The sequence below is a fragment of the Paraburkholderia sediminicola genome (genome assembly GCF_902859805.1).
GTDB classification, from domain to species: Bacteria; Pseudomonadota; Gammaproteobacteria; order Burkholderiales; family Burkholderiaceae; genus Paraburkholderia; species Paraburkholderia sediminicola.
On sequence record NZ_CADIKC010000005.1, the window covers coordinates 65,156 to 80,801 of the forward strand.

Genomic DNA, 15,646 nt, shown 5'->3' on the forward strand with positions numbered 1-15,646 from the left:
TTTCTTTGACGATTGAGAGTTCAAGCGATCAACAGAAAGGCCATCGCTGCACCGTAACATTGACTACTCCCTCTACCGCTTTCGCACGGTCAGCGCCGTCTCCGACAGATCCACCTCGCGCATCAGCTTGTTCAAAGTCTCGTCATTGATTGCCTGACTATTGCGCAGCGCAAGCAGCACCTTCCGCTCGGCTCGCATCGCCGCCAACTTCATGCGGAATTCCAGCGCATCGGCACGGCGTGCCATTTCACGCGGCTCCTGTTCGTCTTCCAGTGTGGCGAGCCGTCGTCGATAGATGTCCATGACTCGCGCGGTGACATCCGCGGCGTATGCCGAGGCCGACTCATCCAAATCGGCGCAATCTCGATCGTGCACTTCGTCAACCGCGCGAATCGCGGCTTGCGCCGCCAACGTGCGCGCCATCGCCTCCTCCGCGGCGTGCGGATCCTTACCCCGCCGCCATCCGCTCAACAATAGCGGCAACGCCACGACTGCCACCAGCAGCGATAGCAGAATCACGCCCGAGGCAATGAAAATCGCCAGGTCCCGCCCCGGCAACGGCGCGCCACCCGGCAACACCTCGGGCAACGACAACACGCCGGCCAGCGTCACCGCGCCACGCACGCCGGCCACCGTCGTCACCGTGACCGTGCGCAACCCCGGCACGGCACTCGCCATGCCGTGCTTCGCCGCGCCGCGGCTCGCGAACCAGCGCAGCAACCACACCCACACGAAACGCAGTGCGTAGAGCGCCGCCGCCACCGCGGCGATGTAGCCGATCAAGCGCCCCACCTCCACGTCGCTTGTCTCATGCGCGTCGAGCAGCGCGCGGCCAAGAATGTGTGGAAACTGCAGTCCCAACAGAATGAACACCATGCCGTTGAAGACGAATTCGATCATCGTCCACGTGCTGTTCCCGCGCACACGCGACGACACCGAACCGGCGTTCGCAATGCTCGTGTAGTTCATCATCATGCCGGCCGAGACTGCGGCCAGAATGCCCGAGAACTCGAAGCGCTCGGCGATCAGATACGCGGCGAACGGAATCAGCAGCGTCATGACGACGCCGGGCGCCGGATCGCCTTCTTCGTTAAGACTCAGAAAGCGCGCCGACACAAAGCTGAACAGCCAGCTCACCGCCGCGCCCGTCGCGAGACCGCCCACCGCGATGATCACGAAGCTGATCGACGCGTCGCGCAGCGAAAACACCCCGGTCAGCGCCGCGGCAATCGCGAACTTCAACGCGACAAGGCCCGACGCGTCGTTCATCAACGCCTCACCTTCGAGGATATGCATCAACCGCCCAGGAATCTTGCCCTTGCCGACGATACCGCTCAGCGCCACCGCATCGGTCGGCGACAGCACCGCGGCAAGCGCGAACGCGACCGGCAGCGAGATCGACGGCACCAGCGCATGGATGAAGTAGCCGACTGCCAGCACCGTCATGAAAACCAGGCCGAGCGCGAGCATCAGGATGGAGCGGCGCGCCATGAACAATTCGCGCTTCGGGATTCGCCATCCATCCGCGAACAGCAGCGGCGGAATGAACAGCATCATGAAAATTTCCGGATCGAACGTGACGTGCAGCCCGAGCCTCGGCCATGCGAGCAATGCGCCGATCGCGATCTGGACCAGCGGCAGCGGCAAGGCGACCCGCAGCATCCGGGTCACGATGCCGGATGCTGCGACGGCGAGCAAAAGAATCAGTACGGTAAAGACAATATCCATCGGTCTATTTCTGGAGATATAGCGGTGCGCCCCTACGATCGTCGACGATGCCGCCGCACATCGATCACGAGGCATACCTGAGGCATAAGGTCGAAGTTTAGCCCGACGCCGTGCCACGTCATCGTTAACCCGGCAAGGTCCCGCGAGCGCGCTCGGCAAGCGTCCAGGTAAGGCAATGCACCTTAACGGTGCGCGATGCGCCCACGTGCGGCGCATCGGCTCGTTCATCGGTGCAATCTTTCATGCAAATTTCATTCGAATGTGCGCCAGCGTGCGCATGGAGCTTGCTTAAGGAATATCGATGACGCACATTTTGAGAAATGGTGCCGAGGTTGTTCGCTTCCGCGTTCGGACCGGCCCGGCTCTCGCGTGAGAGGATTGCATGACGATTGCGCAACAGGAAAGGACGGCCAGCGCGCCGCATGGCTTCGATGTCGAAGTGACGTCGGGGCTCGAACGTTTTTCGGTGCAGCATGGCGAGCTGACGCTGACCAGCGTGTTTCAGCCCATTTTCAGCCTGTCGCATATGCGGGCAGTGGGCTATGAGGGGTTGCTGCGCGCGCACGATGCGCTCGATCGCCCCGTATCGCCGCTCGATGTCTTCGGCGAGGCGGCGCGTCTGGGTGACGTGCTGCAAGTCGACCGGCTCGCCCAGACCCTGCATCTGGAGAACTTCAAGGTACTCGGCGCCGAGCGCGAATGGCTGTTTCTGAACGTGCATCCCGGCGCGCTCACCGACCCGTATCTCGCCGCCGCCTTGCTGGCCAACCTCAAGCGGCTCGATCTGTCGCCGCGGCGAATCGTGCTCGAGGTGCTCGAGCAACGCGCGGAAGATCTCGAACGTCTCGCGGACGCGGTGCGCCAGTTCCGCGAGCGTGGTTTCCTGATTGCGCTCGACGACTTCGGCGCGGGCCATTCCAACGTCGAGCGGATCTGGCAGTTGAATCCCGACATCGTGAAGCTCGACCGCATCATGCTGTCGCACGCAGCGCATCGCGCTGACATGGCCACGATTCTGCCGGGGCTGGTGGCGCTGCTGCACGAAGCGGGCAAGCTCGTGCTGATCGAAGGCGTCGAAACGGAGCATGAAGCGCAGATGGCGCTCGCTTGTGATGCGGACTTCGTACAGGGGTTTTTCTTCGGCCGACCGAATCCAGGGGCGGCCGACGCGGCGCACGCCGCGACTTGCATCAGCGAAGTCACAGACCGTTATCGCGACCAGGCCGAAGCGCGCGAGCGCCGCAACGCGAGCCGTCTCACACCGTATCTGCGGGCGTTTGAGCGTGCCGCGGAACGGCTCGCCGCCGGTGAACCGCTCGAGGAAGTGTGCTGGAATTTCCTCGCACTCGACCATGCCGCGCGCTGTTTTCTGCTCGATGCGAAGGGCAAGCAGGCGGGCCGCAATGTCGTGTTGCGCGCCGATCGCGCGGCGCATGAGACGCGCTTTTTGCCGCTTGCCGACGCGCAAGGGGCGAACTGGCTGCGTCGTCCGTATTTCCGGGCGGCGATCAATGCGCCGGAGCGCGTGCATGTGACACGTCCGTATCTGTCGATCAACGAGGCGTTGCCATGTGTGACATTGTCGGTGGCGACGCGCGTCGGTGATCAGACGTGCGTGCTGTGCGGCGATATCGATTGGGTCGAAGAATAGCGGTTCGGATGCTTCGATTGGCGGGGCGCGCGGCGGTTCTGAGATCATGTCGCTTTTAACGACCGAGACCCGCGCTCATGTCAGTCCTACTCGAAGTCATCGCCACGACCGTTGCCGACGCCCGGCTTGCCGTTGAGGCCGGTGCGAACCGTCTCGAGCTCGTCACCGCGATGGGCGAGGGCGGGTTGACGCCGAGCCTTGGCCTGATCGAAGCGGTGGTTGCCGCGAGCGCCGTACCCGTCAACGTGATCGTGCGACCGCATAGCCGCTCGTTCGTGTATGATGCCGACGACTACGCCGTGATGCTGCGCGACGTGCGTGCAGTCAAGGCGGCGGGCGCGAACGGCGTGGTGATCGGCATGCTGACGGCGGATCGTGAGATCGACCGCGAAGGCCTCGCGCGTGCGATCGATGCAGCGGATGGCCTGGCGATCACCTTCCATCGTGCGTTCGACGAAACGCGTGATCTGCAGAAAGCGCTCGACGTGCTGCTCGGCTTCGATGCCGTGACGAATGTGCTGACCTCGGGAGGAAAACCTTCCGTGTTGCAGGCGGAGTCGATCGTGCGTGAGCTGGTACGACAAGCGTCCGGCTCACGCTGCACGGTGCTGGCAGGCGCGGGTTTGACCATCGATGCAGTGGCCGGCTTCGTGAGTGCGACGCACGTTCAAGCGGTTCACTTCGGTTCGGGTTTGCGCGTTGGCGGCAACGGTCTGGCGCCGGTCGATGCGGCGAAAGTCGCGCGGGTGAGAGCGCTGCTGGACGAAAGGCGGGATTGATTTGTCGGGAAGATAATCACTGCTGCTGGGTGCAACGCGTGACAAATCCATCAGGCAAAAAAATGCCGCTTCGAGGTTCAACCCGAAGCGGCATTTTTCATCCATGGAGCGAAAGAGTTACTTCGCAACAACCACCGGAATTCCGCGCAACTGCCCGGCGCCCTTCATCTCTTCCAGCGACTTCTTCACCGATGCGCTCGTAGCCGCGTCGATCTGCAAGCGTGCAGCGAGATCGCGCTCACCGCGCTTCACGCCCGCCAGATTCGCCAGCTTCACGTGACCATAACCGCGCACACGCGCATGCAGGTCGGCCAGCTTCGCGACGTCTTCCAGATTGTTCGCGCTGAGTTTCGCGAACGCGCGTTGCAGCGTGATTTCGTAATCGCCAGCGAGTTCACGCTCCATCTTGCGTTCGAGCGTGCGGCCGAACGGATCGAACATCGTGCCACGCAGACCGCTGAATTTCGCCATCACGCCAAGCACCGGCCACATCCACTGACCGAAGGTCTTCTTGGTCGGATTCACGCCTGGTTGAGGACGCGTGAGCGTCGGCGGCGCGAGGTTGAACTTGATGCCGAAGTCTTTGCCCGCGACACCTTCGAATTGCGCTTCCAGTGCTTCGCGGAAGGCCGTATCCGTATGCATGCGCGCCACTTCGTATTCATCCTTCACCGCGAGCAGACGATAGAAGGTCGTTGCCACCGCACGCGTGATGCGCTCGCTCTTTGCATCGACCGCGGTTTCGGCGCGGCGCGCTGCATCGACCAGCGTACGATAACGCCTCACATAGCTCGCACCACCGTACGTCTGGAGACGGCCCTCGCGATGCGCAATCAGTTCGTCGAGCGTATCGACGCGCACCGCCTGTTTTGCCAGATGCCGCGCCTGCCACAGCGATTCGAGCGCAGCAGGATCTTCCGCAGCGACACGCCCGATTGAAAACGCCAGTTGATTCATCTGCACCGCGACGTTGTTCAATTCGATCGCGCGCATCATCGCCGCGAACGACACCGGCACGAGGCCGAGTTGCCAGGCATAGCCGAGCATCAGAATGTTCGCGCCGATGGTGTCGCCGAGAAAACGCGTGGCGAGCGCCTGAGCGTCACACGTCGACATGCGGTCGTCGCCTGCGGCGTGGCGCATCTTGTCGATCAACGCGTCGGCATGCAGCGTTGCGTCCGGGTTCTGCACGAAGGTCGCGTTCGGAATGGCATGCGTGTTGACGACGATACGCGTGCGGCCATGACGTACCGTTTGCAAGGCATCGGCGCTCGCGCCCACCACCATATCGCAGGCGAGCAGCACGTCGGCCTGTTGCGTGTCGATGCGCACCTGATTGAGCCACTCGTCGCGCGCGGCGAAGCGCACGAACGACAACACCGAGCCGCCCTTTTGCGCGAAGCCCATGAAGTCGAGCACCGACGCGCTCTTGCCCTCCAGATGCGCGGCCATGCTGATCAATGCGCCGACCGTCACGACGCCCGTGCCGCCAACACCCGTCACCAGAATGTCGTAAGGCGCGGCATCGAGATGCGTCGCGGGAATCGGCAAGGCGTCGACACGTGCAGCGAGTGCTACCGGATCGAACGCGGCGCCTGCGGCTTTCTTCAGCTTGCCGCCTTCCACCGTGACGAAGCTCGGGCAGAAGCCGTTCACGCAGGAATAGTCCTTGTTGCACGACGATTGATCGATGCGGCGCTTACGCCCCAACGCAGTCTCAAGCGGCTCGACCGACAAGCAATTCGACTGCACGCCGCAATCGCCGCAGCCTTCGCAGACTTCCTCGTTGATGAAGAGACGCTTGTCCGGATCGGGAAACTCGCCTTTTTTCCGACGACGCCGTTTTTCAGCCGCACAGGTCTGGTCGTAGATCAGCACGGTCACGCCATCGGTATCGCGCAACTCGCGCTGCACGGTGTCCATTTCGCTGCGATGGTGGAACGTCGTGCCTTTCGGAAAGAGGTCGTGGTGGCCGTCGTATTTTTCCGGCTCGTCGCTGACCACGACGAAACGCGACACGCCTTCGGCTTCCACCTGACGCGCGATCTGCGGCACCGAGATGCTGCCGTCGACCGGTTGGCCACCCGTCATCGCAACCGCGTCGTTATAGAGGATCTTGTACGTGATGGTGGCTTTCGCGGCCACGGCCTGGCGGATCGCCAGAATGCCCGAGTGAAAGTAGGTACCGTCGCCGAGATTCTGGAAGACGTGACGCGTTTTCGTGAACATCGAATGCGAGGCCCAATCGACGCCTTCGCCGCCCATCTGAATCAACCCGGTGGTGTCGCGCTCCATCCACGACGCCATGAAGTGACAGCCGATCCCCGCATGCGCGATCGACCCTTCAGGCACTTTGGTCGACGTGTTGTGCGGGCAACCCGAACAGAAATACGGCGTACGTTTCACGCTATCTGCGGCATTCGAGAGGATTTGCGGCGCCACCAGATCGACCACGCGCTCGCGGCGATCCAGCGCCGGCTTGTGCTTCGCGAGCCAGTTCGCGAACACCGGCAGAATACGCGATGGGCGCAATTCACCGAGCGAGGACAGCAGCATCGTGCCGTCCTCGGCATTCTTGCCGACCACGATCGGCCGCGTGCCTTGCGTGCGGTTGTACAGATAATCTTTGATCTGCTGCTCGATGACCGGGCCTTTCTCCTCGATCACCAGCACTTCGGACAAACCAGACACGAACGCGTCGATGCGCGTCATTTCCAGCGGGAACGACAAGCCGACCTTGTAGATGCGCACGCCGGCCGCTTCCAGATCGGCAACTGTGAGGTCGAGCCGACGCAGCGTTTCCATCAAATCCAGATGCGCCTTGCCGCACGTGACGATACCCACGTTCGCGTGCGGACTCGGCGCAATCCATTTGTCGATGCTGTTGGTGCGCGCGAAATGACGAACCGCGTCGAGCTTCGCGTGCATCCGCGCTTCGATCGTAAGACTCGGCAGGTCGGGCCAACGGTTATGCAAGCCGCCAGCCGGAACTTCGAAATCCTGTGGAATCGTCCATTCGGTTTGCAGCGCATCGAGGTCGACGGTCGAGCCCGATTCGACCGTTTCCGAAATCGCTTTATAGCCGACCCACGCGCCCGAGAAACGCGACAGCGCCCAGCCGTACAAACCGAACTCGAGCATGTCGGCAATGTTCGACGGATTCACCACCGGCATATGCCACGCCATCAACGCGAAGTCGCTCTGATGCGGCATCGACGACGACACGCAGCCGTGATCGTCGCCCGCCACCACCAGCACGCCGCCGTGCGGCGACGAGCCGTACGCGTTGCCGTGCTTCAGCGCGTCGCCCGCGCGATCCACGCCGGGGCCTTTGCCGTACCACATCGCGAATACGCCTTCGACGGTGCGCTCTGGATCCGACTCCACTCGTTGCGTACCGAGTACGGCGGTGCCGCCGAGTTCTTCGTTGATCGCGGGCAAAAAGCGAATATCACTCGCCGAGAGCAATTTCTTCGCTTTCCACAGTTGCTGATCGACCATGCCGAGCGGCGAGCCGCGATAGCCGCTGATGAAGCCGGCCGTGTTCAGGCCCTGCGCGCGGTCTGCGGCGCGCTGCATCAGCGCAAGGCGCACCAGCGCCTGCGTACCGGTCAGGAAGATCCGGCCGCGCGTGGCGGTGAGGTTATCGGACAGCTTGTAGTCGGCGAGAGCGGGCGTGCCGTCGATGGGCAGGCGAGCGGTCATGGGTGAGTCTCCTTTGTCGATCGGAGTTGGCGCTTGTGCACTTACTCCGATCCCAAGCAATTAATTGCGGTTTGCATCCGCGCGCCGTGGGGTGGGGGCCACAAAAGGTGACGCGGCGAAAGAGACTCTATTTTTTAGCGCCAATTGGAGTGAATTTTTTCTACTTGGCGAGGCGTTCAACGAAACAGCGCGACGGGTCGCGCGTTTTAATGAAGTTTTGAGGTGGATCTGCCACGCGGCAGGTGCATTCGGGTATGCCCTGGGGTTTCAATACCCCGTCCAGACAGCCAACGCCAACGCGCCACCCGAGAGCAACAGGAGCACCACGAACAGCGGCAGGATGAACCTGATCCACTGGCCGAAGCCGACCCGCGCAGTGGCGAGATACGCGAGCAGCATCCCGGAGGTGGGCGTCACCATGTTCGTCAGGCCGCCGCCCAACACGAAGGCGAGCACCGACGTCTGGCCGCTCACGCCGGACAGCTGCGCAATCGGTCCGATGATCGGCATGCTGACCGCGGCCTTGCCGGACACGGACGGAATGAACACGTCGAGCACCATCTGCACGGCCATCAGGCCGTTCGCCACCCACACCGCCGACTGGCCGCGCGCGAGCCGCGTGAAGTGTTCAATCAGCGTGTCGAGCACCAGACTGTTCTGCAGAATCAGTTCCACCGATGCCGCGAGGCCGATCAGCAAGCTCGCCAGAATCATCCCTTTCATGCCGTCGACGAAAGCGTCCGCTGCACTGCGCGAATCGAGCCTGCCCACGGCCGCCGTCACGATACTGATGAACACATAAAACGCGGACAACTCCACGTTGCCCCAATGCAATTCGCGCGTGCCGATCACCAGCATCGCGGCGGCGATCGTCAGTACGATCAGCGTCGCCTTGTGGCGGCCTGAGAGCTTTGCTTGTGGGTGTTGGTCGAGACTCGCTTTTGCCGCCGCCAGCCGGTAGCCGCTCAAGCGCACGTGGGCCAGCAGATACAGAATGCCCAGAGTCAGGAACACGACGAACACGCCGATGCGCATTGCGATACCGCTAAAGAGCGGCACACCGACGATCGGCTGCGCGACGGCGAGCGACAGCGGATTGGTCACCGAGGCGATATAGCCGACCTTCGCGGCAATCGCAACGAGTCCAACCGCGAACAGGTTCGATAAGCCGAGCCGCCGCGCCAGCACCATCACCATCGGAATGATGACGAGGTATTCGGAAATGAAGCCGAGCAACGTGCTGCCCAAACCGATCAGCACCATCAGCAGCGGCGCGAGCACATAGATGTTGCCCGCGGTGAGTTGCAGCAGCCGGTCGATTCCCGCATCCACCACGCCCGTTTTGCGCATCACGCCGAACATGCCGCCAACGAACATCACCATGAAAATCAGCGGTGCGTTCTTGATGAGGCCATTGGGCACAGCGACAAACGCCGACACGAGACTCGCGGGCGCGGCCAGTTCGGGCGTGCTTTTGCTGACGTTCGGCGCGACCAGCGTGGCGAGGCTGTGACTCTTCGGCACTACCTGATAGGTGCCCGGCACCACCAGCTTGTCGTGACGCTCGAAGTGACCGGCGTCGATCAGATAGGTCATCACCACGGCGGCGAGCACGACCCAGATCATCATCACCACCGGATGCAGCATCTTGCCGTGAGGTTTTTTTTCGTCGCTGCCGTTGCCGGGATGATTGCCTTGCCGATGGTCATCGTCGGCGGCGGGCGCCGCGGGTGGGGCCGGTGGCGTGAGAGTGGTCATGGGCGGATTCCTGTCATGCCGGCAGCGGATTCATCTGCGGCGCGGTGTAGCCGAGTTCGGCGGAGATCGTGCGGCTGCACGCTTGCAGACGGTCGAGGTAATCGGGAATCTCGATCCGGCTGATGCGCATTTCCGGCCCCGAGACGCTGACTGCGGCCACTGCTTCGCCGCTGACATCTCGAATCGGCACTGAGATTGCCACCGCCCCCACCGTCACTTCGCCCACGCTCACCGCGTAGCCTTTGCGCGCGATCGCATCGAGTTCATCGACGAGTTTCAGCAAGTCCGGCGGCTGCGGCAGTTTCTTCAGGCGGACGAAGTATTCAGTCTTGACGGCGTCCGGTGCGAACGCGAGCAGGATCTTGCCGGACGCGCCGCTGTTGAGCGAGCGCCGGTTGCCCACCGCGCCGATAGTGCGCATCTCGTGGGTGCTTTCGCAACGCGCGACGCACACCGTTTCCAGCCCTTCACGCACGCGCAGCACAACGTTTTCATTGATCGCCTGGTTGAGCACGAGCATGTGTTTCTGCGCCGAGCGCACCAGCGTGTTCTGCTGCGCGGCCGCGACGCCGATCACGAAGGCCTGCGGTCCGAGCGCGTAAGTCGACGCGCGCGTGTCCTGCACGACGAAGCGGTGCAATTCGAGCGTGCACAGCATCCGGTAAGCGCGCGACTTGTTGATGCCGAGCTGATTGGCGAGTTCGGTGACGCCCTGGCCTGGATGTTCGGCGACATGGCTCAGCAACTTGAGCGCGCTGTCGACGGAATCGACGATGTAGTTCACGGTTGTTCCTTCTTTCGTTGGTTCGTCATGCGGAGCGGGGCGCGGCAAGTTGCGCGCGGACGTAGTCGGCGAGCGCGGCGACGAAGGCGTCGAGGTCACGCTTGAGCGTGTCGAAGCCGGCGTGTTTGACGAACGCCGCCTCGTCCATGTACAGCCCGCGATTCAGTTCGATCTGGATGCTGTGCCTGCGCCGCGCCGGATCGCTGACGGCAGCGAGCAGATCGCCGCCTTGATACGGCTCGTTGACCTGCACGCGATAGCCCGCGCCGCTGAAATAGTCCGCCACCCATTGGGTAAAGGCGGGATCCGCGGTGGTGCCGCGGCGGTCGCTGATGACAAAGTCGGGGCGGGCCTCGCCTGCGTCGACATTCATCTCGTTGCCGCGCGATTTCATCGAATGACAGTCGACATGCCACAACGCGCCGTGCTGCGCATAAGCGCGTTCGGCCGCGGCGCTGAGCGCCGCGCGGTAGGGGCGGTAGTACGCATCGATGCGATGCTGGACTTCGGCGACCGGGAGCTTGCGGTTGTACATCGGCACGTTCGGCAACGCGTCGCGCCGGATCAGGCCCATGCCCCGCAGCGTGTACTTCTCTGGCGCGAGCGGCTCGGGCCATGGCTCGGCGAGCAATTGCGCATCGATGTCGGTGATTGCGCGGTTCGCGTCGATGTAGGCGCGCGGGAAATGCGCGCCGATCAGTACCCCGCCTTGCTCCGGCACACCGGCCCATAGTTCGTCGACGAACGCATCCCACGAGGTGCGAATCGCAGTGATCGGCGCGGACGTGCCGAAGTCGGCCGGCAGCGCGATGCCGCTATGCGGTGAATCGAACAGGATCGGCAGCAAAGCCGCTGCCGGTTGCGTGATGAAGAACGGCGCGTCGGCGGGCGCGGCAAAAGTGTTGCTATCGGACGTCAAAACAAATTCCTTTCGGGTGGCCGACGCGCGTTGAGGGTCGTCGTTGCCGGAGTTAGTGTCTCGCGTGTTTTATTAAATAAAACAGCATATCAATATTTAACGACGAACCTTATTGCAGGTCAAGTTACTCGTCAAAAGCCTTGCTATCCGGGCTGATCATTTTCAGATCCCTGCTGGGTAAGGTTTTGCCGTGTATTGGCTAGTAAAACCCCCAGCGGAGTGGTGTGCCGTCAATGCGGGCAAACCAGCATTTTTCTTATGCCTTGACCAAGCATTTTTGCGTTTCGAATAATAAACGATACGTTGTTTTAACTAATAAAACAAGGTGATCGAAGCTCTCATGCAGAACCCTGGCGGCTTCGACGGGACAGGCTCACACACTCACAACAAGGAAACGCAGATGAACAGGAAAGGTTTGGCGATGGCGCTTGCGGGCGCGGGGATCGGCGCAGTGTTGAGCGGTAACGCGGCGGCACAGTCGAGTGTGACGCTGTACGGCATCGTCGACTCCGGCATCACCTACACGAGCAACCAGAAGGGCAGCTCGACCTGGCAGGCGACCGGCGGCAATGAGCAGGGTACGCGCTGGGGCATGGTGGGTACGGAGGATCTGGGCGGCGGCACCACGGCAATCTTCAAACTGGAGAACGGCTTCAACATCGAGACCGGCACGGCGAGCGCGAATGGCCGCATGTTCGGCCGTCAGGCGTGGGTGGGTTTGTCGAACCAGCGGTGGGGGACATTTACGATGGGGCGCCAGTACAACGCCGCGCAAGATTCGCTGGCGCCGTTGCAGATCGGTGCGAGCACGTCGCTAACGCAGTACGCGCTGCATCCCTTCGATACCGACGACCTGAACAACTCGTTTCGCACCGACAACTCGGTGAAGTACGTGACGCCGACTTTCGCGGGCTTCCAGGGCAATGCGATGTACGGTTTCTCCAACGCGACCAACTTCGCGGCGAACCGCAGCTGGAGCGTCGGCGGCACCTACGCGCAAGGTCCGCTACGGCTCGGCGTGGCCTACGTGGTGCTCGATAACCCGGCGCTCGACACGACCGGCGCGATCCCGTCGGACAACTACTTCACGTTCCTGAAGGGCATCACGAAGCAACAGATCTGGGGCGCAGCCGGCACGTACGACTTCGGTAACGCGACGTTCGGTCTGCTGTACACCAGCTCGTTGTTCAATCTCCAGACCGGCGCGTCGCAGCGCTTCAACAACTACGAAGGCAGTTTCCGTTATCGCTTTACGCCGTCCGTGATGTTTGCAATCGGCGAAACGTACACGCAGGTTCTGACGACGCAAAGCGCAAAGCCGAGCGTGCACTACCTGCAAACCAGCGCGGGTGTGCAGTACTACCTGTCCAAACGCACTGATCTGTATGTAAACGCGATCTATCAGCGCTCGTCGTCGAATGCGGTGGCGGCGGTTGAAGGGATCAGCAATCCGTCGAGCTCAAACACGCAGGTGGTGGGCGTCGTGGGGATTCGCCACAAGTTCTGAACCGCGCAGTGTCACCTAGGCCGCGCGCCCTATGGCGCGGGCGCCTTCGCCACAGACGCGGCGACAGGCGCCGAATCGAGCGGCACGACCTCGTCGAAATGCGAGTAGTCGATGTGACTCACGCCGTTCTCCTCGTGCATGACGTCGACGAAGCGGTGTTGCCAGAGGATCTGCTCGCAGGGCCACATGTGACGCGCCTGCATGGTTTGCGAGGTCGATTCGTCGACCCCTTCAAGCGTGAGCAGCAGCGACGCGTCGCGGCCCTTGAGCGTCTCGGCGTTCTCGCCGAACAGCGGGCTGTTTTCGTCGATGACGTGCATCAGGACCCAGCCCAGTTTGAACACGGGATGCTGGTCGCGCACCAGTGTCAGATCGTAGAGTTTGCGCAGCGTAAAACCTTCGACGGTGGTGTCGAGGCGCATGATGCGCAGTCTCGCGCGCGCTTCGGCGATCACATTCTGGCGTGCGTTGGCCGCGCGAACCATCAGCGTCATACGGCCGTCGAGCGGCCGCACGACCGCATAGCGGGCAAACATGATCTTCGCGTGCGGTCGGGAGAAGCGCGCGAAAATCAGGCCAGTCGCCAACGCGATGCTGGACATGCCGACAAAGATTTCGAACGTCGCGACCCAGTGCGCGTAGACGGTCTGCGGATGCATGTCGCCATAACCGACCGTCGCGAGTGTTTCGACGCTAAAGAAAAATGCGCCGCCGAAGCCCGATGGAAACTGATTGGCGATCGGTGCGTTGCCAAGCATGTAAAGCGCGGCAAAAAAGGTATTGAGCAGTAGGAACAGAACGCCGAGCGAGACAAAAAACGTCGGCCAGCGGACGACGAGCGCACGGTGATAGAGATCCTGCCAGAGCGGCGTAGGCATGCCGTGGGCAATGACCACGCGATCATCCAGACGCATCTCGCGGCTACCGCGCGGGCGACGTTTTCGCGCTTGTGCCTCGGCTTCGGCTTCGGCGTCGCCGATAGCGGAAAAGCGGTCAGACGGTTCGGTAGCCATCGGGTGCTCGTGAGAATGAAAACGCGCAAAGCGTAGCACGCCGCCTCGCGTGCTAAAGCTGATTTTCGGCGTGCTGCGCAGACAGTGCGGGCGGTTTCCTGGCGGGGCGCTTAGCGCGATTCGGGTTGCGTCCGGCGTGTGCCGATGTTACGCCAAGCCTCGCGCGCACGCGCCGCCCGATGCGCCTGTTTTGCGGTTATGGAAATGCTCGCGGCTTTGGAATGCCGGCGCCGTGTTCGATGTCGTCGACTGCTTGCTGGTGCGCTGCGGCGACGGCTTCGCTTTCGTCCGTGTAGCCGTTGTCGCCACCGACGGTGGTCCACGACTTCACCGCTTTCTCGCGGTGCCGGATCTCGTATTCCGCGTCCCAGCGCGCACCGTTGAGTTCGATAGGGCGGACGTGAATCGAATACACGCCGTAGAGGAAGAGCTGTTCAGCCATGATCGCCTCCAGCCGGTTGATTCAGGAGTGGCGCAGCGTCATGGGCGCAGCGCCTGGTTGTGCCTAGAGTTCGATTTCCCCGAGGATGCGGTGGGCGAGCGCCTTGGCTTCCTCGAGCGCTTCCTCTGGCGTGGACGAGGTGGCTTCGACTTCGTAGACCGTGGTCTCCTGGTCCGTGCCTGCTTCGCCGTCGTCGCGGGAAAGGGTTACCGTGCCCTGCCACGTGTCGCTTTGTACTTCTCTTATCGACGCGGTGGCTGTGTAGATACCTTTGGTGTAGGTGATGTCATCCATGGCGACGCTCCTTCTTCCAAAGGGTTGGGTTTTTTCATCCTAGCACGATGACCGGGCTTCGGTTTTTCGCCTGCGCGGCGACCCGATGCTGGCAACCGGTGTCGACAACTGGTGTTGACAACGATACGCGCCGCACAAGGCAAAAAAACTACAGCAGGGCCACAACCTCATCCAGAGAAGGTGCATGCGCGCCGGCATGGCGGCAGGCCGCGGCGCCGGCGGCCAGAGAAAACGCCAGGTGCTCCGGCCACGCTCGCTGCGGCGCGGTCATCAAGCTGAACAGCAGGCCGCCAATTGACGCATCCCCTGCGCCGACCGTATCGACCACTTCCACCCGTGGCGGCCGGGCCTCCACCACCGTGGCGCCGTCGATCAACATGGAGGTCTCCGGCCCGCGCGTGACCAGCACGGTGGCGGCAGGATTCATCGCTCGCAACTGGGCCAGCGCGCCGGCCTCGTCGTCCGTCTTGAACAGCATGCGCAAATCTTCGTCCGATACCTTGATCAGATCGGCTAGCGCGGCCATCTTCCGCAACGTGGGCTCGTAGCCGTGCTCCATCAGATTGCGGTAATTCGGATCGAAACTGATCTTCACCCCGTGCGAGCGCAACTCGGCTGCCAGCGTGGCAAGCGTGTCGCCAAGCGGCTGACGCACCAGGCTGATGCAACCAAAATGCGCCCACTTCACCTGGCCGATCCAGCCGGCCGGCAAGCGCGCCGGATCGAACGCGAGATCGGCGCCGTTCTCACCCATGAAAAAGTACGCAGGCGGATGCGTCTGATGAACGATCGCCAGCAGAGGCGGGCGCTCCACGCGCTGCATGAAGCGCATGTCGAGGCCTGCGGCGATGCTCGCGCTCCACAGTTCGTCGGAGAAATTGTCGACGCCCAGTGAGCCGGCGCACGCGGTCGGCAAACCGAGCCGCGCCACGCAGCGCGCGACGTTCCAGCCGGCGCCGCCAGGACGCGAGAGCCATTGCGAGGCGCCGGTCCGCACGAGATCGGTGAGGATGTCGCCGGCCGAGACGAAGAAGGGGAATTCGGTGTTCGCGTTCAAGTTGCTCAT

General features: G+C 62.5%; 12 protein-coding genes. 3 read left to right on the forward strand and 9 right to left on the reverse strand.

What is annotated here, in order from left to right; all coding sequences use genetic code 11:
- Positions 1-72: 72 nt before the first annotated feature.
- Positions 73-1,728, reverse strand: coding sequence for a Na+/H+ antiporter (locus tag R8871_RS18995; protein WP_175051864.1), 1,656 nt, complete (start codon positions 1,726-1,728; stop codon positions 73-75).
- 382 nt (positions 1,729-2,110) lie between these two features.
- On the opposite strand from R8871_RS18995, the gene R8871_RS19000 reads away from it, so the two are divergent.
- Entirely contained in the window at positions 2,111-3,379 is a 1,269-nt protein-coding gene (locus tag R8871_RS19000) for a sensor domain-containing phosphodiesterase (RefSeq protein ID WP_093644803.1), read from the forward strand.
- A 77-nt stretch (positions 3,380-3,456) separates the two neighbouring features.
- On the forward strand, positions 3,457-4,158 hold the full coding sequence (locus R8871_RS19005) for a copper homeostasis protein CutC (RefSeq protein ID WP_175051865.1): 702 nt from the start codon (positions 3,457-3,459) through the stop codon (positions 4,156-4,158).
- Between the two features lie 117 nt (positions 4,159-4,275).
- Here R8871_RS19005 and R8871_RS19010 read toward each other — a convergent pair whose 3' ends face one another.
- From R8871_RS19010 to R8871_RS19025, 4 genes are all read right to left on the reverse strand, one after another.
- Positions 4,276-7,863 (reverse strand): indolepyruvate ferredoxin oxidoreductase family protein, encoded by a 3,588-nt coding sequence (locus tag R8871_RS19010; protein ID WP_175051866.1) that lies wholly within the window; start codon positions 7,861-7,863, stop codon positions 4,276-4,278.
- 267 nt (positions 7,864-8,130) lie between these two features.
- Positions 8,131-9,621, reverse strand: coding sequence for a YfcC family protein (locus R8871_RS19015; RefSeq protein ID WP_175051867.1), 1,491 nt, complete (start codon positions 9,619-9,621; stop codon positions 8,131-8,133).
- Positions 9,622-9,634: 13 nt separating this feature from the next.
- The gene (locus tag R8871_RS19020; RefSeq protein ID WP_175051868.1) at positions 9,635-10,405 is read right to left on the reverse strand and encodes an IclR family transcriptional regulator; all 771 of its coding nucleotides are present in this window, start codon (positions 10,403-10,405) and stop codon (positions 9,635-9,637) included.
- Positions 10,406-10,430: 25 nt separating this feature from the next.
- Positions 10,431-11,324, reverse strand: coding sequence for an N-formylglutamate amidohydrolase (locus R8871_RS19025; protein ID WP_175051869.1), 894 nt, complete (start codon positions 11,322-11,324; stop codon positions 10,431-10,433).
- Between the two features lie 400 nt (positions 11,325-11,724).
- Here R8871_RS19025 and R8871_RS19030 point away from each other — a divergent pair, with 400 nt between their 5' ends.
- Positions 11,725-12,831, forward strand: a complete 1,107-nt coding sequence (locus tag R8871_RS19030) for a porin (RefSeq protein WP_175051870.1) — start codon at positions 11,725-11,727, stop codon at positions 12,829-12,831.
- A 29-nt stretch (positions 12,832-12,860) separates the two neighbouring features.
- Here the strand turns inward: R8871_RS19030 and R8871_RS19035 are convergent, their stop codons facing one another.
- The 4 genes from R8871_RS19035 to R8871_RS19050 all read right to left on the reverse strand — a co-directional run bounded on the left by R8871_RS19035 (position 12,861) and on the right by R8871_RS19050 (position 15,646).
- Positions 12,861-13,844 carry an ion channel gene (locus R8871_RS19035; protein ID WP_175051871.1) on the reverse strand — a complete coding sequence of 328 codons (984 nt, stop codon included), beginning with the start codon at positions 13,842-13,844 and terminating at the stop codon, positions 12,861-12,863.
- 196 nt (positions 13,845-14,040) lie between these two features.
- Complete coding sequence (locus tag R8871_RS19040) at positions 14,041-14,286, reverse strand: hypothetical protein (protein ID WP_175051872.1); 246 nt, start codon at positions 14,284-14,286, stop codon at positions 14,041-14,043.
- 63 nt (positions 14,287-14,349) lie between these two features.
- On the reverse strand, positions 14,350-14,580 hold the full coding sequence (locus tag R8871_RS19045) for a hypothetical protein (RefSeq protein ID WP_175051873.1): 231 nt from the start codon (positions 14,578-14,580) through the stop codon (positions 14,350-14,352).
- Between the two features lie 148 nt (positions 14,581-14,728).
- Complete coding sequence (locus R8871_RS19050) at positions 14,729-15,646, reverse strand: carbohydrate kinase family protein (protein WP_175051874.1); 918 nt, start codon at positions 15,644-15,646, stop codon at positions 14,729-14,731.